Below are 22,488 nucleotides of genomic sequence, written 5' to 3'. Positions count from 1 at the left end.
ATCCGATCAGGAGACCCGCGACATGGCCAACGCGCATTGCGAGAGCTGCAAGTTCTTCGACGAGCACAAGGGCAATGGCGCCGCCGCCCTGGGCGATGCCGGCCTGTGCCGGTTCAACCCGCCGGTCAGCCAGCCGGAGCCGGAATCCAAGGGCCTGTGGCCGGTGGTCTCGTCGAGCGACTGGTGCGGCCACTTCACGGCCGAGATGACCGCGGCCGAGTAAGTTCGTCGCCGCGGCGAATGATCGGGGCCAGCCATCGCGGCTGGCCCTTTTTCGTGCGCGACGCCGCGCCGGGCGCGCTCAGCCGGCCCGGCGGCCAAGTCGATCGCGTAGAGATGCGCCTTGGACGTGATGAACAGGCGCGCCTCGCCCGGACCGAAGCAGCAATTCGAGCAGACCTGCGGGGTCGGGATCAGCCCGAGCCGGTGGCCGTCCGCCGAGAGGACCTGAATGCCGGCCTCGGAACTCGTCCAGATCCAGCCGCGGTGGTCGACGCACAGCCCGTCCGGAACGCCCGGCTCGACCTCGGCGACGACGCGCCGCTCGCCCAGCGTCTGATCGGCCGCCACCGGGTAGGCGTAGATCGTGTGCCCGTCGCCCCCCGCCGTGCGGGACGTGTCGGTGACGTAGAGCGTGCGCCCGTCGGGCGCGAAGGCGAGGCCGTTGGGCTGTCCGAGCTCGGCCACGCGCGTCAGGGCGGCGCTGGCCGGATCGAAGCGGTAGACGCTGTGATGGCCGAGATCGGACTCGGCGAGGCGGCCCTGCCGCGGCGTGGTGAGCCCGTAGGCCGGGTCGCTGAACCACAGGGCCCCATCCGCGGCGCAGACCACGTCGTTGGGGGAGTTGAAGCGGTCGCCTCGGTAGGTCTCCACCAGCACCTCGTAGTGCCCGTCCGGTCGCGTGCGGGAGAGGCGGCGGTTGCCGTGCTCGCAATGGACGAGATGGCCGTCGCGGTCGACCGTGTTGCCGTTGATGAACGGCGTCGCGTCGATCACCACCTCGACCCGCCCATCCGGATGCCAGCCGAGAACCCGCCGCCCCTCGATATCCGACCAGGCCAGGATCCCGCGGGCCGGCCACCAGACCGGCCCCTCGCAGAACACCGCCTGATCGTAGAGCGCGACGAGCCGGGCCGCAGGCGGCATCACGGCGGCGAAGCGGGGATCCTGCGCTTGCGGCGGATCGACATGCGGAACCGGATCGGACGGTCCGGCAGGACGCAGCAGGTCTGGCATGGCGGGATCAGGTTCCTTCCCGGGATGGTCCCGCGCCGGGTCGACACCCGGTCGGCACCGTCCTCCGGTTCCGGGCGGCGCCACGGGCGGCATGAGAGCGGGGCCCGGACGGGGCCTTGAGACCGCTCAGCCCGGACAACCGTGCCGGGCAGCCCGGGTTCTCGGCCCTGAGGCAGCCCGTTCGACTCGGCACCGGATGCGCGCGCCGGACCGCACTGCACAAATCATCGCGGATCAGCAGAATGTCCCATCGATGAGCTGCCCGAGAGTGATTTATCCCAGATATGGCTCGCTCAAGAGACTAAAACATCGTCTACGGCTGATTTCAGACAAGCGGGCACGATCGACCGCGCGCAATCCGCGAATCCTGCGGGATAAAACAAGGCTCGAAAACCGGGATCGTGAGGAGAATGTTTTTCTCTCAGGGACGAATTCGGAAAGCCGTTTCATTGACGTCGGTCGCGCCGGCCATCAATTCTGGTGGCTAGTTTGGATGTCCGATCGCGCAGCCTCCGCTCCTCCCGACGGGAGCGATTCGCCATCCCGCTCCACCGCAAGGCATCGAGAATGACACGACCGAGACTCGTCGGGCTGAGCGCGAACCTGCAGCGCCCGTCCAAGACACGCACCCTGGTGGACGCGGTGCTGCGCGAGGCGAGCGCCCAAGCCGCCCTCGACGCCCGCATCCTCGACTTCGCCGATGCCGGTCCGGGTCTCGGTGCCGCCTGGAGCCGCGACCAGCTCGCGCCGGCCGCCCGCAGCGTGCTCGCGGCGATCGAGGAGGCGGACGGGCTCGTGGTCGGCTCGCCGGTTTACAAGGGCGCCTATACCGGCCTGTTCAAGCACCTGTTCGACCTCGCCGATCCGGCAGCGCTGGCCGGCAAGCCCGTGGCCATCGTGGCCACCGGCGGTGGCCCGCGCCACGCCCTCGTGGTCGAGCACGCCTTCCGGCCGCTCTTCGGATTCTTCGGCGCGCTCCAGATCCCGACGGCGGTCTACGCCTCCGATTCCGATTTCAGCGACGGCGTGCTCACCGAGGGCGGCGTGCGCGCCCGCGCCACCGAGGCGGGCGGGCAGCTCGCCGCGCTGCTCCTCCATCGTGCCGCCCCGCTCGCGCTTGCCGCAGCGGAGTAGGGCGGCCGATGCTCGACCGACGCGCCCTGCTGGCCGCCCTCGCGGCCCTTCCCCTTGCACCGGCTCCGGCCCGGCGCGCCGTCGCGGCCGAGTCCGGCTTGGTGCGCATCGGTTACCAGAAGAACGGCATCCTGGTCGTCGCCAAGCAGCAGGGAATCATTGAGAGGCGCCTGGAGCCCCTCGGGCAGTCGGTGCGCTGGGTCGAGTTCTCCTTCGGGCCACCGCTGCTGGAAGCCCTGTCGCTGGATGGCATCGATCTCGGCCAGACCGGCGATGCGCCGCCGATCTTCGCGCAGGCCGCCCGCTCGAACCTCGTTTACGCGGCCGCTCAGGAGGCCGGCGGGTCCGGTGCCGGGATCCTGCTGCCGAAGGATTCCACGATCCGCAGCCTCGCCGCGCTGAAGGGCAAGCGCGTCGCCTTCGCCAAGGCGTCGAGCTCCCACAACCTGACCATCGCGGCGCTGGAGAAGGCCGGCCTGAGCTACGCCGACATTGAGCCGGTGACGCTGGCGCCCGCGGATGCGGCGGCCGCCTTTGCCCGGGGCAGCATCGACGCCTGGACAATCTGGGACCCGTATTTCGCTATCGCCGAGCAGGGGGAGGGGGTGCGCGTGCTGGCCCGCGCCACCGACATCACCCCGCAGAACACCTTCTTCCTGGCGAGCCGGCCCTTCGCGGAGAGCCGCGCCCCGGTGCTCACCGCGGTGATCGACGCGCTCGGCGAGGTGGCGGCCTGGTGCACGCAGCACCGCGGTGCGGTGGCGGAACTCCTGTCACAGGGCACGGGCGTGCCGCTGGCCGCGACGCGGCGGGCGGTGGACCGGACCGACTACGTGATCGGCCCGATGACCGACCGCGTCGCCGCCGAGCAGCAGCGGGTCGCCGATCGCTTCCACGCCCTCAAACTGATCCCGAAGCCGATCCGCATCGCCGACGCGGTCTGGACATCCCCCGCCCGCAACGGCTGACGCCTCTCGAGATCCATGACCGACCGATCGCTCCGCCCCCTGTCCCTGCTGCCCGCCGGACTCGCTCCGAACCGCCGGCTGCTTCTGTCCGCCGGACTCGGCCTCGCGGCGGCCGCGATGCTGCGCCCCGCCCGCGCGGCCGGGAGCATCCGGATCGGCTACCAGAAATACGGCTCCCTCGTGCTGCTGAAGGGTCGCGGCACCCTGGAGAAGGCGCTCCAGCCGTTGGGCACGACGGTGGCCTGGTCGGAATTCCCGTCCGGGCCGCCGCTGCTGGAGGCGCTGAATGCCGGGGCGATCGATTTCGGCTCGGCGGGCGAAGCGCCGCCGATCTTCGCCCAGGCCGCGAGCCCGGAGCTGCGCTACGTCGCCACCGAGCCGCCGGCGCCACGGGGCGAGGCGATCCTCGTGCCCAAGGACAGCCCGATCCGCAGCGTCGCCGAGCTGCGCGGCAAGACCATCGCGCTCAACAAGGGCTCGAACGTCCATTACCTGCTGGTGCGCGCCCTGGAGCAGGCCGGCGTGCCCTACGACGCCGTGAAGCTCGCCTTCCTGGCGCCGGCCGACGCCAACGCCGCCTTCGTGCGCGGCTCCGTCGACGCCTGGGTGATCTGGGATCCGTTCCAGGCCGCCGCCGAGCGCGCCACCGGGGCCCGGGTCCTGGTCGACGGGCAGGGGGTCGACGGGCGAGGGGTCAACGGTCAGGCGCTCGCCCCCAACCGGCAGTTCTACCTGTCCCGGCGCGGCTTCACGGATGCGAGCCCCGAGATCGTCTCGGCCGTGCTCAAGGCGATCGGGGAGGTCGATGCCTGGGCCGAGGGCCATGCCGAGGCGGTGGCGGCGGAACTCGCCCCCTCGGTGGGCATTCCCGCGCCGGTCCTCAGCGTCGCGCTGGGGCGGTTGTCCTACGGCGTCGCTCCCCTCGACGCGACGGCGATCGCCGACCAGCAGAAGGTGGCCGACGCCTTCCACGGTCTCGGCCTCCTGCCAAAACCGATCCGGGTCGCCGACGCCGTGTGGACGCCGCCCGGGCCCACGAACGACATCAAGTCCGAGAAGCGGACGGAGAACCGCTGATGCGCCCCTCCAAGCTCGAGCGTCTGCGCGACACGGCCCTACCCTGGCTGGTGCCAGCGGTGATCCTGCTGGGCTGGCAGGCCGCGGTCTCGGCCGGCCTGGTCTCCAACCGGTTCATGCCGGCGCCCCTCGACGTGGTCCGGGCCGGCTGGGAGGCCGGGCGGACCGGGGAGCTCTGGACCAATCTCGGGGTCAGCACCCTGCGGGCGCTGGCGGGCTTCGTGGTCGGCGGCGGCATCGGCTTCGCGCTCGGCCTCGCCAACGGCCTGTCGCGCCTGTCGGAGCGGCTGACCGACACCTCGGTGCAGATGGTGCGCAACGTGCCCCACCTGTCGCTGATCCCGCTGGTGATCCTGTGGTTCGGCATCGGCGAGGAGGCCAAGCTGTTCCTGGTCGCGCTCGGCGTGTTCTTCCCGATCTACGCCAACACCCTGCACGGCATCCGCTCGGTGGATCCGGGCCTCGTGGAGATGGGCCGGGTCTACGGCATGTCCCGCACGGAGCTGTTCACCCGGGTGGTGCTGCCCGGCGCCCTGCCGTCGATCTTCGTCGGCCTGCGCTACGCACTCGGCATCATGTGGCTGACGCTGATCGTCGCCGAGACGATCTCGGCCTCCTCGGGGCTCGGCTACATGGCCATGCAGGCCCGCGAGTTCATGCTCGCCGACGTCGTCGTGCTGGCGATCCTGATCTACGCCGCCCTCGGCAAGCTCGCCGACGCCCTGACCCGCCAGCTCGAGCGCGCCTGCCTCGCCTGGAACCCCGCCTACAGGAGCGCCTGATGCTGCTCGACGCCGTCCGCCGCGAGGCCCTTCCCGACCTCGGCACCGATCCCCGGCCGGCCGCCGCCGCGCCGGCGCGCACCCTCGCGGAGCCTGCCGGCCGCGGGATCGCCGTCACCGTCCGCGACCTGCACAAGAGCTTCGACGGCAACGCCGTCATCGAGGGCCTGAACCTGTTCCTGCCGGCCGGGGGGTTCACCGCGGTGGTCGGACGCTCCGGCTGCGGCAAGAGCACCCTGCTGCGCCTGATCCTCGGCCTCGAGACGCCGACCGGCGGCCGCATCGACCTCGAGAAGCCGGACAGCAGCAGCCCGCGCCGGTCCGAGCCGCCGAAGCGGATCATGTTCCAGGAGCCGCGCCTGCTGCCCTGGGCGCGGGTCGCCGACAACGTCGCGGTCGGCCTGTCCGGCCACGGCTCCCGGGCCGAGCGCCGGGAGCGGGCGCTCGCCGCGCTGGCCGAGGTCGGCCTCTCCGACAAGGCCGGGCAGTGGCCCGCCACCCTGTCGGGCGGCCAGCGGCAGCGCGTGGCGCTGGCCCGGGCGCTGGTGAGCCGGCCGGGCCTGCTCGCCCTCGACGAGCCGCTCGGCGCCCTCGACGCCCTGACCCGGATCGGCATGCAGGACCTAATCGAGCGGATCTGGCAGGCGCAGGGGTTCACGGCGCTCCTCGTCACGCACGACGTCGCCGAGGCGGTGGCGCTGGCCGACCGCATCCTCGTGGTCGAAGAAGGCCGGATCGCCCTCGACTTGCGGGTCGACGTGCCGCGCCCGCGCCGGCGCGGCGACCCGGATCTCGCCCGCCTCGAGGGCCGCATCCTCGATCACCTGCTCGGCACGCAGCCGAGCGATTGATAGCAGGCCGCCGTTGCCCCGAAGCGGCAGCCTGCCCTAGCTCTTGAAGATCGCCGGATGCGAGACGTCGGATCCGGCTTTTCCGCATCCGGCCCCGGCCGCAATGGAGATTCCGATGACCGCACCGACTGACGGGCGCGCCGACGTCCTCTGGTTCCTGCCGACCCACGGCGACGGGCGCTATCTCGGCGCCCAGGAGGGAGCCCGGGAGGTCTCGCTCAGCTACCTCCGTCAGATCGCGCAAGGCGCGGACGAGCTCGGCTATTACGGCGTGCTGCTGCCCACCGGGCGCTCCTGCGAGGATTCGTGGATCGTGGCCTCGGCGCTGGCGCCGCTGACCAAGCGCCTGCGCTTCCTCGTGGCGGTGCGGCCGGGCCTGATGGAGCCGTCCGCGGCGGCGCGCATGACCGCGACCCTCGACCGGATCTCGGACGGGCGCCTCCTGATCAACGTCGTCACCGGCGGCGACCCGGTGGAGCTCGCCGGCGACGGCGTGTTCCTGTCCCACGACGCGCGCTACGCGGTCACCGACGAGTTCCTGACGATCTGGCGCGGCCTGCTCGCGGGCGAGACCGTGACCTTCCAGGGCGAGCACCTGCGCACCGAGAACGGCCGGGTGATCTTCCCGCCGGTGCAGAAGCCCTATCCGCCGCTCTATTTCGGCGGCTCCTCGCCCGCCGGGATGGAGGTCGCGGCCGAGCATTGCGACGTCTACCTCACCTGGGGCGAGCCCCCGGCCCAGGTCGCCGAGAAGATCGCCGCCGCCCGGCAGGCCGCCGAGGCGAAGGGCAAGACCTTCTCGTACGGCATCCGCCTGCACGTGATCGCCCGGGAGACGGAGGCCGCCGCCTGGGAGGCGGCCGAGCAGCTGATCTCGAAGCTCGACGACGCCACCATCGCCAAGGCGCAGGAGACCCTGAAGCGGCAGGATTCCGTCGGCCAGAGCCGCATGATGGCGCTCCATGGCGGCAGCCGCGACAAGCTCGTGGTGGCGCCGAACCTCTGGGCCGGCGTCGGCCTCGTGCGCGGCGGCGCCGGGACGGCGCTCGTCGGCTCGGCCGATCAGGTCGCCGACCGGATGAAGGAGTACATCGACCTCGGGATCGACCGCTTCATCCTCTCGGGCTACCCGCATCTGGAGGAGGCCTACCGCTTCGCCGAGCTGGTCTTCCCGAAGCTGCCGTTGCGCCCCACCACGGGCCGGCCGGTGGGCAATGCCCGCAACGACGGCCCGTTCGGCGAGATCATCGCCAACGACCTCGTCCCGACCCGCCGCGTCGGCGCGCACTGACCGGCAGATCGGCTTGGCCCACAATATTGGGCATGGCTGATCTGCATTCGTGCCATCCGGGTGTCATGGTGACGCCATCCTTGGCGTCCATCCGCCCCGCCCATTGCCGCGCGACGCGCTCGCGCGGCCTGGACGAGTAAAGGATGTCCATGACTGCGACCAAGACGGCCCTGTTGGCCATCGGTCTGTGCCTCGGCCCGGCCGCGGCCTTCGCGGAGCAATCCCCGGCCCGGGAGGCGCTCAAGCAACACTGCACCGGCGACTACATGGATTACTGCAGCGCCTACGCGCCGGGCGGCCCGGAGGTCGAAGCCTGCTTCAAGGCCAATCTCAAGAAGCTCTCCCCCGGCTGCTCGGCGGCGATCACCGCCTACAAGAAGGAGCAGCGGGCGACCCGGCGCGTCAGCGAGGCGCGCTGAGCGCGCCGTCGCGGCTTCGCCCCATCTCGGGACGCGGCGGCCTCAGCGCAGGATCCGGGGGCGGCTCCGGGCCGCCGCCGGCCTGCACGATAATTTAAGCGCATCGCTGTCATCAGGTTACGACAGAGTCCGGCCAAGCTTGAAGCCCGTGAACCCGCGGCGATCCGCACGCGCGCCAGCACGGGATCTGCCGCGTCGGTCCGATCGGGACTTCGAGCAGCGGAAGATGTGCTGATGACGACAGCCGAGATAGCGCCCGCCGCGGCCGGGCCCCGGTCGGATGCCCGGACGGCGCTGCTGCGCGGGGCCCGCATCGTCGCGGCCGCGGCCGTCACCGTGATGGTGCTGCTGCTCGACCTGATCAGCTACGCGCAGCTGATCTTCTCGGGGCCCCTGGCGGAGAGCCGGGCCGCCGGCCTGTCGGCGCTGCTCGCGGCCTACGTCCTCGGCAGCCTGGTCTTCATCGCGATCCGCCGGACCGCGCGGGTCTCGCTCTCCTTCATCGGTGCGGCCGCGATCGTGCAGGCGGCCATCGCCGCGGCGGTGGCCGGGCAGCTGGAGGAAGCGGGCGTGACCGATCCGGAGACGGTCGGCCAGCTCGTCCTCGTCGCCTGCGGCGTCTCGACCTTCGCGGCCGGCGTGGTCTTCGTGCTGCTCGGCACCCTGCGGGCCTCGCTGCTGGCGCAGCTCCTGCCCTACCCGGTGCTCGCCGGCTTCCTCGGCGGCGTCGGGCTGCTGTTCCTGCGCAGCGGCGTGCAGATCGGCGGCCATGTCGACGATCCGCTCGGGGCGCTCGTCCGCGCCCTCGATCCGGCAACCCTCGATCCGGGCCGGATCGATGCGGGCGCCCTCGCGCGCATCGCCCTGACGCTCGCCATCGGATTCTGCGCCTTCTACCTGCCCCGGATCATCCGGCACTGGGGGACCTATCCCACGGTCATCCTGGCGAGCCTCGTCGTGGTGCATCTCGGCCTCGCCTGGACGGGCACCAGCATCGGCGCCGCGCAAGGGGCGGGCTGGCTGATCGAGCCGCTGCCGGCGGGCTCCCTGCTGCGCCCGCCGGCCATCGGCAGCCTTCTGGCCTTCGATCCACACCTGCTCCTGCCGATCTGGCCCAAGATCGCCACGCTGGTGATCGTCGCGGTGATCATCCAGATCCTCTACGTGGTCAGCGTCGAGCTGGAGATCCGGCGCGAGCTCAACATCGACCGGATCTTCGTCGCCTCCGGCGCCACCAACCTCGTCGGCAGCCTGTTCGGCAGCTCCGCCATGGGCTTCGGCCGGACCTCGACGCTGCTGCTGCACAATATCGGCGGCGGCCACTGGCTCGGCTGGTGGCTGACCCTCGCGGTCATGGCGGCGCTGCTGGTGATCGGCGCGAGCCCCCTCGCGCTGCTGCCCCGCCCGTTGGCCGGCGGCGCCCTGATCGCCATCGGCATCGGCCTGCTGTTCAACCTGTCGCTCGCGTGCCGCACCCTTCCCGGTTGGGAGATCGCCATCGCGCTGGTCGTGTGCGCGGCCACCGCGTTCTTCGGCGCGACCACGGGCTTCCTGGTCGGCGTCGTCCTGGCGATCCTGATCTTCGGCGTCGAGTACGGGCAGATCGGCGCGATCCGCCGGTCGCTGTCCGGGGCGGAGCGGCGCAGCAGCATCATCCGCGGTCCCGACGCAGCCGCCCGGCTGCAGGAGGCCGGCGGCCGCACCCGGATCTACACCCTGCAGGGCTACCTGTTCTTCCTCAACGCGCAGGCGGTCTACCGGCGGGCCGCCGCGGAGGCCGGGCCTCTGCGTGTCCTGATCCTCGATTTCCGCGAGACGGTGGGGCTCGACAGCTCGGCGCTCATCGCGTTCCGCAAGATCGGGCAGCTCGCCGAGCAGCGCGGCTTCGACGTGCTGCTGGTCCATCTCACACCGAGGGCGCTCCGGCAGGTCACGCGCAACGGCCTCGCCGGCGAAGGGCGGATCCAGATCCTCAACACCCTGGACGAGGCCCTGCGGGCCGCGGAGACGACGCTGCTCGCGGAAGCCGGAGGCGCCGGTCCGGGCGAGGTCGCGGTCTTCGCCCGGCACATGGCCGACCGGCTGGGCGGCGCCTCCGGCCCGGGCGACTTCGCCCCCTACATGACCGTGCGCGACCTCTCGGCCGGCGCGGTTCTGATGCGCCAGGGCGAGGCGGCCGAGGCGCTGTACTTCCTCGAGACGGGCGTCGTCTCCATCGAGATGGAGGTGCCCGGCCGCGCCAATCTGCGGCTGCGCACCACCACGGCCGGGACGGTGATCGGCGAGATCGCGCTGGTGCAGGGCGGCCGGCGCACCGCCACGGCCATCGCCGAGACGTCCTGCCGGGTGGTCGGGATCGATCGCGCCGCCCTCGCCCGCATGGAACGGGAGCGGCCCGACCTCGCGCTGTTCTTCCAGCGCTTCCTGATCCTGGAACTCGCCGGCAAGGTCTCCGACACGAACCGGCTGCTCGAGGCCGAGATGCAGTGAGTCGCCCGGAGTCACCGGGCAGCAGGCCGCGGCTCAGCCCGCGGCCAGCACCACGGCGAGCCCGATATGGGTGACCTGATGCAGGAACTGGTCGGCGCCGATCAGCCACCAGAACCGGGCGTCGGTGGGTGGTAGGCGCGTCCGCTGGCCGACCAGGGCCTTGCCGCGGTCGATCGCCGTGTGGATCGCGAAATCCACCAGCGCCAGCCACCACAGGGCCGGCTGGACCATCAGGGCGATCAGCAGGGTGCCGAGGCCGTGCAGGGCGGTGTGGGCGCAGAGCGGGGCGAGCCAGCCCGAGCCGCGCTCCTTGCCCTGCGCCATCCAGGTGCTCTGCAGGAGGAAATCCGCCCCGAGCTGCTTCACCGCGAAGGCGAGGAACAGCAGCGCGAAGGCCCCAACCGGAACAGGCGTGTCGACGGACGGCATCGCGGCCCTGGCTCTCCACCTCCGGCCCCGGGGAACAGGTCCGCGACCCGAATCGGGGAGGGCCAGCATACACGTCCGGTCCCGCCCTGACGCGCAGCGGAGGGTGGATGCCGGGTGCCCGCGGGCGCGTGCCGGCCCCAGCACAGAGAATGAAAAATTCAGAACGCCGGCAGGAGGAAAGTATCTTCCCACGGCCGCAAAGCATAACATCTCGGGATTTATCTATAGATTTGACGTCACTGCGTTTTTAATCGTTCTAATTCATGAAGATAAACATTGTTTGGTAAATGCTGCGCGTGTTAGCCGTCACACCTGCATGGATTGTGCAAGCGTGACAATGTGAGCGCGACAGTGGCGACCTTGAAGCGCGACGTCGGGCACGACGTCATCCACGACGGCCGCGGTGAGACCACGAACGCGGCCGGGTTCGGAGCCCTCGCGGTGTTCGAGCGCCATCGCGTCACCTATCTCGCGAGCGCTCGCCGCATCCTCGACTGCCCGGCACAGGCAGAGGACGTGGTCCAGGATGTCATGCTCCGGCTCATCGCCGATCCGCCCGCGGCCGCGGAGGGCATCCTGGCTGCCTATGTCGGGCGGATGGTGCGCAATCTCGCCCTCGATCGGGCGCGGCGGCGCGGCCTCGAACGGCGCCTGTTCACCGGCCTCGACGACGCCCCGGACCCGGCCGATGCCGGGGCGGGGACGCCCGAGACGGCCGCGGCCTCGCGCGAATCCCTGCGGCAGGTCGAGGCCGCGGTGGCCGAGCTGCCGGAGCCGGTGCGCACCGCGTTCCGGCTGCACCGGGTCGAGGGCGTGTCGCAGACCGAGATCGCGGCCCGGCTCGGCGTCTCACGCGCCCTGGTGTGCGGCCTCGTGCGTCGGGGGCACCTGCACTGCCTCGCGGCCCTCGACCGCCGCTGCGAGGCCTGCCCGGCGCGCCTCCGCGAGCCAGGCGAGCATCAGCACCAAGCCCAGCCCGTCCGCCAGGACCTCCGCGGCGACCCGGCTGGCGAGCACCCCCGTGTAGCCCATGAGCGGCGGCAGGATCAGGAGCGGCGGGATCAGCGCCAGCCCCTGCGCGGCCAGCGACACCGCCGCGGCCCGGCGCGGCGCGCCGATCGCCTGGAACAGGGTCGCGGCGGTGAGCTGTAGGCCCACGGGCACGAAGGCGGCGGCGAAGACCGTGAGGGCGCGGGCGCCCTCGCGGGCTGTGTCGGGATCCTGTGCGAACACCCCGACGAGCGGCCCCGCCAGCGCGAGCATCAGCCCGCCGACCGCGGCCCCGTAGGCGAGGGCAGCGGCCAGCACGAAGAACAGGGCGCGGTGGAGGCGGTCCCGGCGGCCGGCGCCGGCGGCGTGGCCGAGCACCGCCTGGGCGCCCGCCATCATGCCGAGCAGCGGCAGGGCCGCCACCAGGGTCAGGCGCAGGGCGATGCCCTGGGCGGCGACCGCGGCGTCGCCGTAGGGGGCGGCGGCCTCCACGAACAGCGCCATCGCGAAGGCCGCGAGCAGGCTGGAGCCGGTGGCCGGAACGGCGAGCCGGAGCGCCTCCGGCAGCAGACCGGCCGCGCTCCGGCCGCCGGGCCATCGGAACCGGATCCGGCCCGGGCCACGCGCCCGGGCGAAGTGCAGGCCATACGCTCCGGCCCCCGCGAGCTGCGCGCCGATGGCCGCCCAGCCCGCGCCGCCGGTACCGAGGCCGCAGACGCGGATCAGCACCCAGTCGAGCAGGATGTTCAGGCCGAAGCCCGCCATCATGATGGCGCCGCTCAGGCGCGCGTGGCCCTGGGCGCGCACGATGAAGCCGCCGACGATCATCACCAGCATCAGGGCCGTGCCCAGGGTGGACAACGCGGTGTAGGGGGCGGCCGCTTCGGCCAGCGCGGCATCGGCCCCGAGGAGGCGGAGCCAGAACGGCGTGTCGACCAGGATCGCGGCCGTCACCGCCAGCCCGGCCGGCAGGCTCAGCCAGAAGCCCAGGGCGGCGGCCGCGTCGGCCCGGCGGCGGTCGCCCGCACCCAGCGCCCGCGCGACCTGCGAGGCCGCCGCGATCCCGGCGCCGTAGCCGAGCGCCGCGACCAGCAGCGTCACCGGGTACGCGATGGCGATGGTGGCAATGGCCGCCGCGCCGAGATCGGCCACGAACCACGCATGGACCAGCATCTGCAGCGCGTGGGCCGAGATCCCGAGGATGGCGGGCCCCGACAGGCGCAGGACCAGGGCGACGACCCCGTCCTGGTCGAGGTCGACCGGCCGCCTCACGGCGCCGTCGCGGCGGGCCGGATCGCGGCGCGGGCCGAGCGCTCCGCGCAGAGGATCGTCCGCGCAATGGCGCCGGCCCGCACCGGCAGGATCGACAGGAGCGTCTCGGTCAGCCCGTGGGTCGGCTCGCTGAAGCCCTGGAGGTGCAGGCTCACCCGGGGCTCCGCGGAGACGAGCGGCAGGCGGTAGTGCCGGTCCGCGGTCGCGCCATCCATGTACGGGCGCACGGGATCGAGGATCGCCGGCACCGTGGCACGCTGGTAGCCGGTGGCGCAGATCACCGCCGCGTAGGGCTGCCGCTCCTCGGTCCCGGCGACGTCGTCGCGCAGGGTCACGCACATGCCCTCGGGGGCCGGCTCCAGCGCCACGACCCGGGTGCTGCGCCGCAGCCGGTAGCGGGTCACGCCGCTGACCTCCTGCTCGTAGAGCGTCGCGTAGAAATCCTGGATCAGGTCTGCGTCGACCACCGCGTAGTTGGTGGACCGGTGCGCGGCGATCAGCTCGGCCCGCACCGATTCCGGGGCGTCGTGGACGCGGTCGACGGCGGCCGGGTCGAAGATCTCGTTGACGAAGGGGCTGTCGTCCGCGGGCTTCAGGGCCGGCCCGCGGATCGCGAGATCGACCAGGGCGCGCGGGTAGCGCTCGCCGAGATCGGTGGCGATCTCCACGGCGCTCTGGCCCGCGCCCACCACCAGGATGCGCGGCTCCGGCCCGTCGAGGCGCGGCGCACCGAGGGCCTGCGCGATCCCCGGCAGGTACCAGGACGAGTGGATCACCCGCCGGTCCTGGGCGTGCGCCGCGAAGGGGGCGGGAATCGCCGGGTCGCCGCCGGCCGCCACGACCAGGTGGCGGCAGCGGCGCAGGCGGTGCGCCCCGGTCCCGTCCCGGGCCTCGACCACGAAGGCGGCGAGCCGCCCGTCCCGGGTTTCGGGCCGCACGGCCTCCACGGTCTCGCCGTAGGCCACGACGTCGGAGAAGCGATCCGCCGCCCAGGCGAGGTAGTCGTTGTACTCCACCCGCGACGGGTTGAACGTCTTGAGGTTGAGGAAGGTGCTGAGCCGCCCCTTCACGTGCAGGTAGTTGAGGAAGCTGAACGGGCTCGTCGGGTCGCGCAGGGACACGAGGTCCTTCACGAAGCTGATCTGCATGTCGGCTCCGGGCAGCATCATCGCCCGGTGCCAGCCGAACTGCGCCTGCCGCTCGATGAAGCGCATGGCGGGTCGGGGCGGCCCGTCGCGCATGGCGTCCTGCAGGGCGATCGCCAGGGACAGGTTGGCCGGGCCGAAGCCGATGCCGATGATGTCGTCGGTTGCGGGGTGATCCGTCATCGCGCGCGTCTCTGCTCGATCGGAGGAGGGTCTAGACCGGCACGGACGGGGGCCGCGGCGCCGCGTCGGCGGCCGCGGCGCCCGGCACCCAGAGCCGGTCGCGGACGAAGTGCGCCCGCGACAGGGCGACCAGGGCCGCGCGCTTGTGCGGGAAATCGACGGTGGCGATCGTCGCGAAACCGGAGGCGTGGAGGTTCCAGATCTGCTGGGCGTGGTCGGCCCGGGGCTCGCCGACGATGCGCTGCGTGCGCGGCTCGTCCAGGAACAGGTAGTGCATCAGCGAGGGGAGCCAGGCCGAGAGGTACGGCCGCCCGCGCACGGCGTCGTCGCCGATCGCCACGTGCCAGCCGCGATCGTAGGGGCCGGATTCGTAGAGCGGACCGAGCCGGCTCTCCCGCGCCCAGTACAGCTCGAAATAGCCGAACGGCGCCCCGTCGAGGCAGCCCAGCAGCGGCAGGGTCGCGGGGTCGGCCTGGAGCTGGGCGATATAGGCGGCGTGCGCCTCGAGGGTGCCGGTCTCCTGCCAGACAGCGGCGACCCGGGGATCATTCATCCAGGTCGAGAACAGGATGACGTCGCCGGGCTCCGTCAGGGTCCGGAAGCTCAAGCGCCGGCCGAGCCAGGGGATGGTGCGCGCGTAGACCGTGCCGGCCGGCGTCTCGGGCCGCAGCGGGTGTCGGCGGCCCTGCGTGACGGTGAACAGCTCGGGGAAGGGGGCCGGGCGGCCGGGAGCCAGCGGGCGGCGCATTGCCAGAGCAGGCCCGGCAGGATCTCGACGCCGCCGCCGATGCGCCGGGCGGCCCCGAGGGCGAGCAGCCGCCCGGCCGTGTCCGGATCGGCCTCAACGCCGATGCGCAGCACCCGCGTGTCCGCGGCGGTCAGCGCCTCGGCGCGCGCGAGGATCGCCGCCGCGGCCTCCGCCGGATCGCCGGGGCCATTGAGGCGGATCACCGGCGCCTCCCGGGTCCCGTCCAGAGCGAGCGAAACCCGCGCCGCGTCGTCCGTCCCGCCGTCGTGCGTGCCGGGCCTCGAAGCGTCCGTCATCCGTCCTCCGGGTGGCGCCGGCGCATGTCGCCGGCACCTCCCTGACGGTTGGGGCCGCGCGGTGTTCAGGCGACGGGTGCGGATGCCGTTCCGGCCGCCGCGGGTACGCCGCCGTGAACGCCACCCCGCCTCAACCGTCAGTCCGTCGAGGCCCGGAGCGGCGCAGGAGCGAGCGGATGGACAGGCAGGCCGGTCAGGAGGCGAGCGCGGAGACGCGAGCGGATTGGACGCAGGGCCCGGTGGTGGTGGCGTTCGACCGGGCCGGGCACGGCGCGTTCTGGCCGGCTCGGCGCGCGCTGCCCGCCGGCTGGACGCGTGCCTGCGATCCCTGCGGGATCGACGCGGCGCGCGCCTGGATCGCGGATCCGGCGCACGCGCCCGGGCCGGCCCAGGCGACGGAGCCCGCCCCCGACGCCGACCGCGAGACCGTCCCGGCCCGCCTCGCCCGCCTCGCCGCGGCGGCACCGGAGCGGCCGGCCGTGCTGTTCGACGGGGAGATCCTCACCCGCGGCGCCCTGGACGCCCGGGCGGCCGCCCTGGCGGCCGGGCTCGCCGCGCGCGGGATCGGGCGCGGCGACCGGGTCGCGGTGGCGCTGGACCGGTCCCCGGACCTGATCGTGGCGCTGCTCGGGGTGCTGCGCGCCGGCGCCGCCTTCCTGCCCCTTGATCCCGCCTACCCGGCGGCCCGGGTGCGGATGATGCTGGCGGATGCCGCCATTGCGCACTGTCTCACGACCCCCGAGATCGCCGAACGCCTCGCGCTGCCCGCCGGGATCGCGCGGTTCGATCCCGCCGCCTTGGCCGCCTGGCCCGCCGACCCGGCCGCCGCCATGCCGGAGCCCGGGGATCCGGCCTACCTGATCTACACCTCGGGCTCGACGGGCACGCCGAAGGGCGTCCTCGTCGAGCACGGACCGCTCGCCATGCATTGCCGCACCACCGCGGCGGCCTACGCGATGGGCGAGGCCTCGCGCGAGCTCCACGTCCTGTCCTTCGCCTTCGACGGCGCCCACGAGCGCTGGATGACGCCGCTCATCGCCGGCGGCTGCATCGTGCTGCGCGGACCCGAGCTCTGGACCGCGGCCGAGACCCTGGCGCAGATCCGCCGTCACCGGGTGACCCATGCGGGCTTTCCCACCAGCTTCATCGGCCAGCTCGCCGAATGGGCCGAGCGGCTGGGCGCGGCGCCCTCGGTCGAGGTCTACTCCTTCGGCGGCGAGGGCATGGCCCGCGAGACCTTCGCGCGGCTCGGCCGCGCCCTGAAGCCCCGGCTGCTGATCAACGGCTACGGCCCGACCGAGTGCGTGATCTCGCCGCTGATCTGGAAGGTGCCGCCGGAGACGACCTTCGACGAGCCCTACGCGCCGATCGGCGGACCGGTCGGGGCCCGGGCGGCCTACGTGCTGGGGCCCGACCTCGAACCCGTGGGGGAGGGGGAGACCGGCGAGCTCTACATCGGCGGCGGCCTCGCCCGGGGCTACTGGCGGCAACCCGCGCTCACCGCCGAGCGCTTCCTGCCGGACCCGTTCGCGGAAGGCGGCGGCCGGATGTACCGCACCGGCGACCGGGTGTGGCGGCGGCCCGACGGCAGCCTCGCCTTCGCGGGCCGGGCGGACGATCAGGTCAAGATCCGCGGCCACCGGATCGAGATCGGCGAGGTCGAGGCGGCGCTCCGCGGGCTGCCGGGGGTCGCGGAGGCGATCATCCTGCGCCGGGACGGGCCGGCCGGCGCCTATCTGGCGGGCTACGTCGTCCCGGCCCCCGGCCGGCGTCTGGAGGCCGGGCGCCTGCGCGCCGGCCTCGCCCGCACCCTGCCGGAGCCGATGGTGCCGGCGAGCCTGACGCTGCTCGACCGGCTGCCGGTGACCGCCAACGGCAAGCTCGACCGCAACGCCCTGCCGGATCCCGCCGCCGACGACCGGCGCGGGCGGCCGCCGGCCACCGCCTCGGAGCGGCGGCTCGCGGGAATCTGGTCCGAGGTGCTGGGCTTCCCGGTCCGGGTCGCGGATCGGCGCTTCTTCGAACTCGGCGGCGATTCCCTCTCGGCCCTGCGGCTGGTGGCGCGCCTGCGCCTGATCGCGCCCCGGGGCGGGATCGGGGTGGCGGATCTCCTGCGCGATCCGACCATCGCCGAGCTGGCGGCCCGGATCGAGGACGGCGCGGCCTCCGCCGCGGACGGGCCGGCCCCTATGGTCCAGCTGTCCGCCGGACGCCCGGGCAGCGGCCGGCCGCTGCTCGTGCTGTTCCCGGGGCTGCTCGTCAGCACCCGGGAATACGAGCCCCTGGTTGCCCATCTCGGACCGGAGCAGGCGGCGCACGGCTTTCTCTGCGCCTCGCTGGTCGAGGACGTGCGGCCCCTGCCGGCTGTCGCCGACCTCGCCGCCGCCTATGCCGAGCGGGTGCGCGCCCTGATGTGCGACCGGGCGGGCCGGTGCGTGTTCCTGGGCTGGTCCTGGGGCGGCGTTCTCGCCTACGAGACCGCCCGCCGTCTCGGCCCGGACTTCCCCCTGGACTGGGTCGGGATGCTCGACGCCTGCGGGCTGGAGCCCACCTTCGCCCCCGGCGCCGGGCGGCCGCTCGGGCCCGAGGAGCGGGCGGCGCACGCGGCGATGCTGGCGGCCTGGCTCGACCGCGCGCCGATGCGGCCCCATTGGGAGGCCCTGCGCGCCCGCATGGATCCGGAGGCGGAGGCGCAGTTCCTGCGCTTCCTCGCGGCCGAGCCGCAGCCGCTCCCCGCCGACGGACCCGAGGTCGGCAGCCGGGAGCGGATGCTCTGGACGCTGGTCGACCACGCCATCCAGTTCCGCACCCTGCGGCTGGAGCCGGGCGCGGTGCCGATCCGGAGCTTCGTGGCCGCAGACTCCCTGGCTCGGGGCCTGCCGGTGATCGATTGGGCTCCGCTCACCGGCCGGCTCCTCGCGGTGGAGACCGTCCCGGAGACCGACCATCTCGACATCGTGCTGTCGCCGCACCTGCACGCCCGGATCGCCGCGCTGACGGCCGCGTCACCGGTCTGGAGCGCGGCCTGACCATGCGGGATCCCGATTGCGGGTTCGAGACCCTGCGCGACGCCCATGTCGCGGCGCTGACCGGCTCCCTGATCGACGGGGTCGAGCACGGGCCCGGAGGGGCCGGCTATGTCTGGTCGCGCGGCATCCCGGACCCGACCCTGAATTTCGCCTACGGGGTGCGCCGTCCGGACCAGTTCGCCTGGGCGGGGGCGGCGGCCCTCGGGCGCGCCCGCGCGCCGGCCTTCCTGGCCCGCGACCCCGAGGAGGTCGCGGCCCTGGACGCCCTGTTCGAGGCCGCCGCCCGCTATCCGGCGTGCTGGATGGTGGCGCGGCCGTCGGCGGTGCAGGCCGTCTCGGGCGCCTCGGTCGCCGTGCACGCCGCCCCCGCGCCCGGACCGGATTTCGAGGCGGTCTTCGCCAACCTCTCCGACGACCCCGCCGTGCGCACGCATCTGCGCCGCCACTACCTGCCGGCGCTCCGGGCGGCCCGGGGGCGGCCCGGGCTCGCGCCGGTCCACATCGTCCTCAGCGATGCCGGCGGCCCGGCGGCCTGCGCGAGCCTCTATCTGCGCGGCGACACGGCCGGGCTCTACAACGTCAGCACCCGGGCCGACCGGCAGCGCCGGGGACTGGGCACGGCCGTGACCGCCGCGGCCCTGCGCGAGGCGCGGGCGCGCGGGGCCGCCCAGGTCTTCCTGCAATGCCCGGCCGGCGGCGGCGTCGAGGCGCTCTACGCCCGGGCCGGCTTCCGGGCGGTCTGCGCGCCGACCCTGCTGTGCACGAGCCCACCCTAGCGGGGGCGGCCCGTCCCAGGTCGTGCGCCGCATCGGGGTGCGGCCCCCGCGCGTGACAGTCCCCCCGCCCTCAGAAGGCCTCCTCGCCATACCCGTAGGGCGTCACGCTGAAGACGAAGCCGATCGCGGCTTCGGCGTCGCGCAGCGCCAGGGCGCTGACCGGCCCGGTCAGGATCCGGGCCGCGCCCTCCGCGCGGGCCGCGTACCGACCCCGGCGGTCGAGGGCTGCCAGGCTCGCGAGGACGTGGCGCGCGGCCTGGGGGCGCCGGACGCCGTTCTCGTCGAGCCAGAGCGCCTCATCCTCCGGCCAGGCGCGCATGGGCACAGGGTGCCCGGGCCCGTCCGGGCGGGCGCGGAGGCTCATGGGCGGAGGCCCCAGGCCGCGTGCAGGACCCGCAGGGGCGGCGCCGAGGCCGGCGCAACCGCGCGGACCGTCCGCGGCGCGGACAGGGCCGGATCGGTCACCGCCAGGCGGACGATCTCGGCGGCCAGGGCCGTGTAATCGGCGAGATGGACGCCGTCCCGGTACAGGCCCGGCCCGGCAAGGCCCCCGGGACCGTCGCGCAGGGCCGCGAACGGGTCGATGAAGCCGTGGCCCCGCTCCGCGCAGAGCGCCGCGAGGCGGCCGGAGAAGGCGGCGATCGCGGCCGGATCCCGGCCGGTCGCCCAGGCCCCGATCGGCGGGACGGCGGCCACGAGGACCCGCGCCGACCAGCCCTCCAGGATCCGCAGGATGCATCGGGCCTGCGCCTCGAAGCGCTCGACGCTCCGGGCTCGCTCCGGATGCCGCCAGCGCTGGATGTCGTTGGTGCCGATGATCAGCACCGAGGCCGCGCAGCGGACCGGAACGCGCAGAGCCGCCAGATGCCTGGCGCAATCGGCCGCGGTGCTGCCGCCAACGGCGAGGTTGATGCAGGGCCGGCCGCCGAAATCCGGCGTTCCGAGGAACTCCGCGTGGGAATTGCCGGCGAGCAGCACGCTGTCCGGCCCGGCGGCGCGGAGCGCGGCGCCGATGGCGGTGCGCCGCTCGGCGAAGCGGCGGCCGACGATCCGGCCGTGACGCCAGTGCCGGGCGGCTTTCCCGATCCATGAAGCGCGCATGCGTGTCCTGAGCAGACGTGGGGGATCGCACACCCGGAATGGGTGTACGGGCGCTTGACGAAGATCGTCGCTGCCGCTCGACCGATTACCGGCGGCAGAATGTCTAGTGATCGCGCCGAGAGACGCCGGAAACAGATCGAAATACGAACCAATACATCGGATCGCATCACTAACCTTTATGTGGGAAAAAGTCACACGTCAATGGCCAAGCTGACGATCCGGCGCAACGGGCCGGGCGGGGGCGTCTTCCGGCCTGCCCGGTGCCGCGCTACGTCACGTGTCGAGGCCGGGCGGCCGTGCCGCCCGGGACAGGGGGAGCCAGGATGATCAGGGACCGGGTCTTCATCGTCACCGGGGCGGGTTCGGGCCTGGGCGAGGCGGCCGCGCGCGGGCTCGCGGCGGCGGGGGCCCGGGTGGTCGTGGCCGACATCGCCCGGGAGGCCGGCGCCCGGGTGGCGGCGGATCTCGGGGCGCAGGCCCGCTTCGTCGAGACGGACGTCACCCGCGAGGCGGACGGGGCGGGGGCGGTCCGGACGGCGCTGGACGCGTTCGGGCACCTCCACGGGCTGGTGAACTGCGCCGGCATCGCGCCGGGGGAGAAGGTGGTCGGCCGCGACGGGCCGCACCGGCTCGAGACCTTCGCGCGGGCGGTCTCGGTCAACCTCGTCGGCACCTTCAACATGATCCGGCTGGCGGCCGACGCCATCGCCCGGGAGGCGCCGGATGCGGCGGGCGCCCGGGGCGTGATCGTCAACACCGCCTCGATCGCCGCCTTCGACGGCCAGATCGGGCAGGCCGCCTACGCGGCCTCGAAGGGCGGGGTGGTGTCCATGACCTTGCCGATCGCCCGGGAACTCGCCCGGCACGGCATCCGGGTGGTCACCATCGCGCCGGGCATCTTCGAGACGCCGATGATGGCGGGGCTGCCCCAGGACGTGCAGGACACGCTCGGCCAGAGCGTGCCGTTCCCAGCCCGCCTCGGCCGCCCGTCGGAATACGCGGACCTCGTCCGCCACATCTGCGAGAACCCGATGCTGAACGGCGAGACGATCCGGCTCGACGGGGCGCTGCGGATGCCGCCGCGCTGACGGCTCAGCCGATCGACACGCTGGTCAGGACCTCGGCGGCGCGGCGGACCTCGGCGGCGATCATCTCCTCGCTCGGGCCGTCGATCGGCAGGTCCGACAGGATCGCCGCCACGTCGCGCTTCACGTCCTCGCGGATCTCCGGATTCTCCTCGGAGAGCCGCCCGATCAGGACGCCGAGCACGATCTCCAGGGCGGACAGCTTGGCGTGCAGGCGCGTGAAATCGTCCAGCGGCTCGGGCTCGTTCGCGGTCATGGCCTGCTCCATCCGAGGGGAGTCCGCCGTCGCCCAGGGGCACGCCGGATCACCCGCGTCTCATATAGAGGCATCCGCGTCCCGTCTCGCCGGGCGGCCGACCCCGCGCGACGGCGTGCCTCTCCGCGAACGCGGCGCGGGCAGCCGAATTTTTCCCGATTGCGGGCAACCGAATTTCCGAACGCGACGTTTCACGCTCCCGTGAACGAACCCGCAAAGGGACATCCGCCATGATCACCCGTCTCACCGCCGCAGCCGGCCTGCTCGCCCTCTCCGCCAGCCTCGCCGTGGCCCAGACCCCCGCGGCGAAGCCGGCCGAGCCCGCCACGAAGGCCGACAGCAACCTGCAGGAGTGGCAGGTCGCCAAGGCCGCCAAGGTCGGCCTCGCCCAGGCGCTCGCCACCGCCGAGTCGCAGGGCGACGAGAAGGGCGGCCGCGCCATCGACGCCGATTTCGAGAAGGCCGGCAGCAAGGATCCGGCCCATTACGCGATCAAGGTCGTCTACCCGAGCGGCAAGCTCGCCGAGTACGGCATCAACGCCGATACCGGCGCCCTCTACAAGACCGAGAACCAGCCGATCGAGCGCTACTTCACCCGGCTGAAGGCCTCCGACTTCCAGAACGCCAAGACCTCGCTGAAGGACGCGCTCGCCATCGCCGAGCAGAAGGCCGGCGGCGGCAAGGCCTACGAGGCCGAGGTCGAGAAGGACGGCTCCGCGGTCCAGTACGAGATCAAGGTCGCCGGCGCCGACAAGGAGCAGGAGATCAAGGTCGGGCCGGACGGCAAGGTCCTGAACTGAGGGCGCGGGCTGCGACGGGACTCCGTCGCAGCCCCGTCCGTTCTTGCGCGCGGCGCGAAGCCATCCAGGCAGCGCCACGCTGATCCAGGGCGCGTTGCCCTGGGGCGCTTCGCTCCGCTCGCGATGACGC

The 22,488-nt window shown here is 73.3% G+C and carries 21 protein-coding genes and 2 pseudogenes; 14 read left to right on the top strand and 9 right to left on the bottom strand.

The genetic code is table 11. The annotated features are described in order from the left end of the window. The first annotated feature begins 22 nt into the window (after positions 1 to 22). On the top strand, positions 23 to 223 hold the full coding sequence (locus M6G65_RS09085) for a hypothetical protein (protein ID WP_192709222.1): 201 nt from the start codon (positions 23 to 25) through the stop codon (positions 221 to 223). 179 nt (positions 224 to 402) lie between these two features. Here M6G65_RS09085 and M6G65_RS09080 read toward each other — a convergent pair. Beyond that, positions 403 to 1,146: pseudogene (locus M6G65_RS09080) on the bottom strand (SMP-30/gluconolactonase/LRE family protein); the annotation flags it as partial. Between the two features lie 657 nt (positions 1,147 to 1,803). Between M6G65_RS09080 and msuE the strand changes: the two are divergent. The 8 genes from msuE (at position 1,804) to M6G65_RS09040 (ending at position 10,248) form a co-directional block, all read left to right on the top strand. Then, positions 1,804 to 2,370, top strand: a complete 567-nt coding sequence (gene msuE / locus M6G65_RS09075; RefSeq protein WP_250103842.1) for an FMN reductase — start codon at positions 1,804 to 1,806, stop codon at positions 2,368 to 2,370. 8 nt (positions 2,371 to 2,378) lie between these two features. Then, entirely contained in the window at positions 2,379 to 3,338 is a 960-nt protein-coding gene (locus M6G65_RS09070) for an aliphatic sulfonate ABC transporter substrate-binding protein (RefSeq protein WP_238195763.1), read from the top strand. A gap of 15 nt (positions 3,339 to 3,353) precedes the next feature. Continuing rightward, positions 3,354 to 4,415 carry a sulfonate ABC transporter substrate-binding protein gene (locus M6G65_RS09065; protein WP_238195764.1) on the top strand — a complete coding sequence of 354 codons (1,062 nt, stop codon included), beginning with the start codon at positions 3,354 to 3,356 and terminating at the stop codon, positions 4,413 to 4,415. Next, positions 4,415 to 5,197, top strand: a complete 783-nt coding sequence (gene ssuC, locus M6G65_RS09060) for an aliphatic sulfonate ABC transporter permease SsuC (protein WP_250103841.1) — start codon at positions 4,415 to 4,417, stop codon at positions 5,195 to 5,197. The genes M6G65_RS09065 and ssuC overlap by 1 nt, the downstream gene beginning before the upstream one ends. After that, positions 5,197 to 6,048: an ABC transporter ATP-binding protein gene (locus M6G65_RS09055; RefSeq protein WP_250103840.1), complete on the top strand. Its 852-nt coding sequence runs from the start codon at positions 5,197 to 5,199 to the stop codon at positions 6,046 to 6,048. Before ssuC ends, M6G65_RS09055 begins: the two co-directional genes overlap by 1 nt. Before the next feature lie 115 nt (positions 6,049 to 6,163). After that, the gene (gene ssuD, locus M6G65_RS09050; RefSeq protein ID WP_238195766.1) at positions 6,164 to 7,339 is read left to right on the top strand and encodes an FMNH2-dependent alkanesulfonate monooxygenase; all 1,176 of its coding nucleotides are present in this window, start codon (positions 6,164 to 6,166) and stop codon (positions 7,337 to 7,339) included. A 149-nt stretch (positions 7,340 to 7,488) separates the two neighbouring features. Then, positions 7,489 to 7,758 (top strand): hypothetical protein, encoded by a 270-nt coding sequence (locus M6G65_RS09045; protein ID WP_238195847.1) that lies wholly within the window; start codon positions 7,489 to 7,491, stop codon positions 7,756 to 7,758. Positions 7,759 to 7,992: 234 nt separating this feature from the next. Then, positions 7,993 to 10,248, top strand: coding sequence for an SLC26A/SulP transporter family protein (locus M6G65_RS09040; protein ID WP_238195767.1), 2,256 nt, complete (start codon positions 7,993 to 7,995; stop codon positions 10,246 to 10,248). Between the two features lie 33 nt (positions 10,249 to 10,281). On the opposite strand, the gene M6G65_RS09035 is transcribed toward M6G65_RS09040, so the two are convergent. Then, positions 10,282 to 10,677, bottom strand: coding sequence for a DUF3307 domain-containing protein (locus M6G65_RS09035; RefSeq protein WP_192709232.1), 396 nt, complete (start codon positions 10,675 to 10,677; stop codon positions 10,282 to 10,284). 339 nt (positions 10,678 to 11,016) lie between these two features. On the opposite strand from M6G65_RS09035, the pseudogene M6G65_RS09030 reads away from it, so the two are divergent. Then, positions 11,017 to 11,502: pseudogene (locus M6G65_RS09030) on the top strand (sigma-70 family RNA polymerase sigma factor); the annotation flags it as partial. 24 nt (positions 11,503 to 11,526) lie between these two features. Here M6G65_RS09030 and M6G65_RS09025 read toward each other — a convergent pair. From M6G65_RS09025 to M6G65_RS09010, 4 genes are read right to left on the bottom strand one after another with little or no spacing between them, the layout of a single operon-like run. After that, a complete protein-coding gene (locus M6G65_RS09025) occupies positions 11,527 to 12,939 on the bottom strand; it encodes an MATE family efflux transporter (RefSeq protein ID WP_238195768.1) in 1,413 nt (470 codons plus the stop codon). Next, positions 12,936 to 14,267, bottom strand: a complete 1,332-nt coding sequence (locus M6G65_RS09020; protein WP_238195769.1) for a lysine N(6)-hydroxylase/L-ornithine N(5)-oxygenase family protein — start codon at positions 14,265 to 14,267, stop codon at positions 12,936 to 12,938. Before M6G65_RS09020 ends, M6G65_RS09025 begins: the two co-directional genes overlap by 4 nt. A gap of 31 nt (positions 14,268 to 14,298) precedes the next feature. Further along, positions 14,299 to 14,874, bottom strand: a complete 576-nt coding sequence (locus tag M6G65_RS09015) for a GNAT family N-acetyltransferase (protein WP_250103839.1) — start codon at positions 14,872 to 14,874, stop codon at positions 14,299 to 14,301. Continuing rightward, complete coding sequence (locus M6G65_RS09010; protein ID WP_250103838.1) at positions 14,871 to 15,311, bottom strand: hypothetical protein; 441 nt, start codon at positions 15,309 to 15,311, stop codon at positions 14,871 to 14,873. Before M6G65_RS09010 ends, M6G65_RS09015 begins: the two co-directional genes overlap by 4 nt. A gap of 176 nt (positions 15,312 to 15,487) precedes the next feature. On the opposite strand from M6G65_RS09010, the gene M6G65_RS09005 reads away from it, so the two are divergent. Further along, positions 15,488 to 18,340, top strand: a complete 2,853-nt coding sequence (locus M6G65_RS09005; protein ID WP_238195771.1) for an amino acid adenylation domain-containing protein — start codon at positions 15,488 to 15,490, stop codon at positions 18,338 to 18,340. A 2-nt stretch (positions 18,341 to 18,342) separates the two neighbouring features. Further along, positions 18,343 to 19,116, top strand: coding sequence for a GNAT family N-acetyltransferase (locus tag M6G65_RS09000; RefSeq protein ID WP_238195772.1), 774 nt, complete (start codon positions 18,343 to 18,345; stop codon positions 19,114 to 19,116). Between the two features lie 70 nt (positions 19,117 to 19,186). On the opposite strand, the gene M6G65_RS08995 is transcribed toward M6G65_RS09000, so the two are convergent. Both M6G65_RS08995 and M6G65_RS08990 read right to left on the bottom strand, forming a co-directional pair. Next, the gene (locus tag M6G65_RS08995) at positions 19,187 to 19,480 is read right to left on the bottom strand and encodes a hypothetical protein (RefSeq protein ID WP_238195773.1); all 294 of its coding nucleotides are present in this window, start codon (positions 19,478 to 19,480) and stop codon (positions 19,187 to 19,189) included. After that, on the bottom strand, positions 19,477 to 20,217 hold the full coding sequence (locus M6G65_RS08990; RefSeq protein ID WP_238195774.1) for an SGNH/GDSL hydrolase family protein: 741 nt from the start codon (positions 20,215 to 20,217) through the stop codon (positions 19,477 to 19,479). Before M6G65_RS08990 ends, M6G65_RS08995 begins: the two co-directional genes overlap by 4 nt. A 323-nt stretch (positions 20,218 to 20,540) precedes the next feature. On the opposite strand from M6G65_RS08990, the gene M6G65_RS08985 reads away from it, so the two are divergent. After that, on the top strand, positions 20,541 to 21,305 hold the full coding sequence (locus M6G65_RS08985) for an SDR family NAD(P)-dependent oxidoreductase (RefSeq protein ID WP_238195775.1): 765 nt from the start codon (positions 20,541 to 20,543) through the stop codon (positions 21,303 to 21,305). A 4-nt stretch (positions 21,306 to 21,309) separates the two neighbouring features. On the opposite strand, the gene M6G65_RS08980 is transcribed toward M6G65_RS08985, so the two are convergent. Next, entirely contained in the window at positions 21,310 to 21,558 is a 249-nt protein-coding gene (locus M6G65_RS08980; RefSeq protein ID WP_238195776.1) for a hypothetical protein, read from the bottom strand. 230 nt (positions 21,559 to 21,788) lie between these two features. On the opposite strand from M6G65_RS08980, the gene M6G65_RS08975 reads away from it, so the two are divergent. After that, complete coding sequence (locus M6G65_RS08975; RefSeq protein WP_250103837.1) at positions 21,789 to 22,358, top strand: PepSY domain-containing protein; 570 nt, start codon at positions 21,789 to 21,791, stop codon at positions 22,356 to 22,358. Positions 22,359 to 22,488: the final 130 nt, after the last annotated feature.

The organism is Methylobacterium tardum (assembly GCF_023546765.1).
GTDB classification, from domain to species: domain Bacteria; phylum Pseudomonadota; class Alphaproteobacteria; order Rhizobiales; family Beijerinckiaceae; genus Methylobacterium; species Methylobacterium tardum.
Note: the sequence above shows the minus strand (reverse complement) of the source record. Positions and strands in the feature narration are given on the sequence as shown.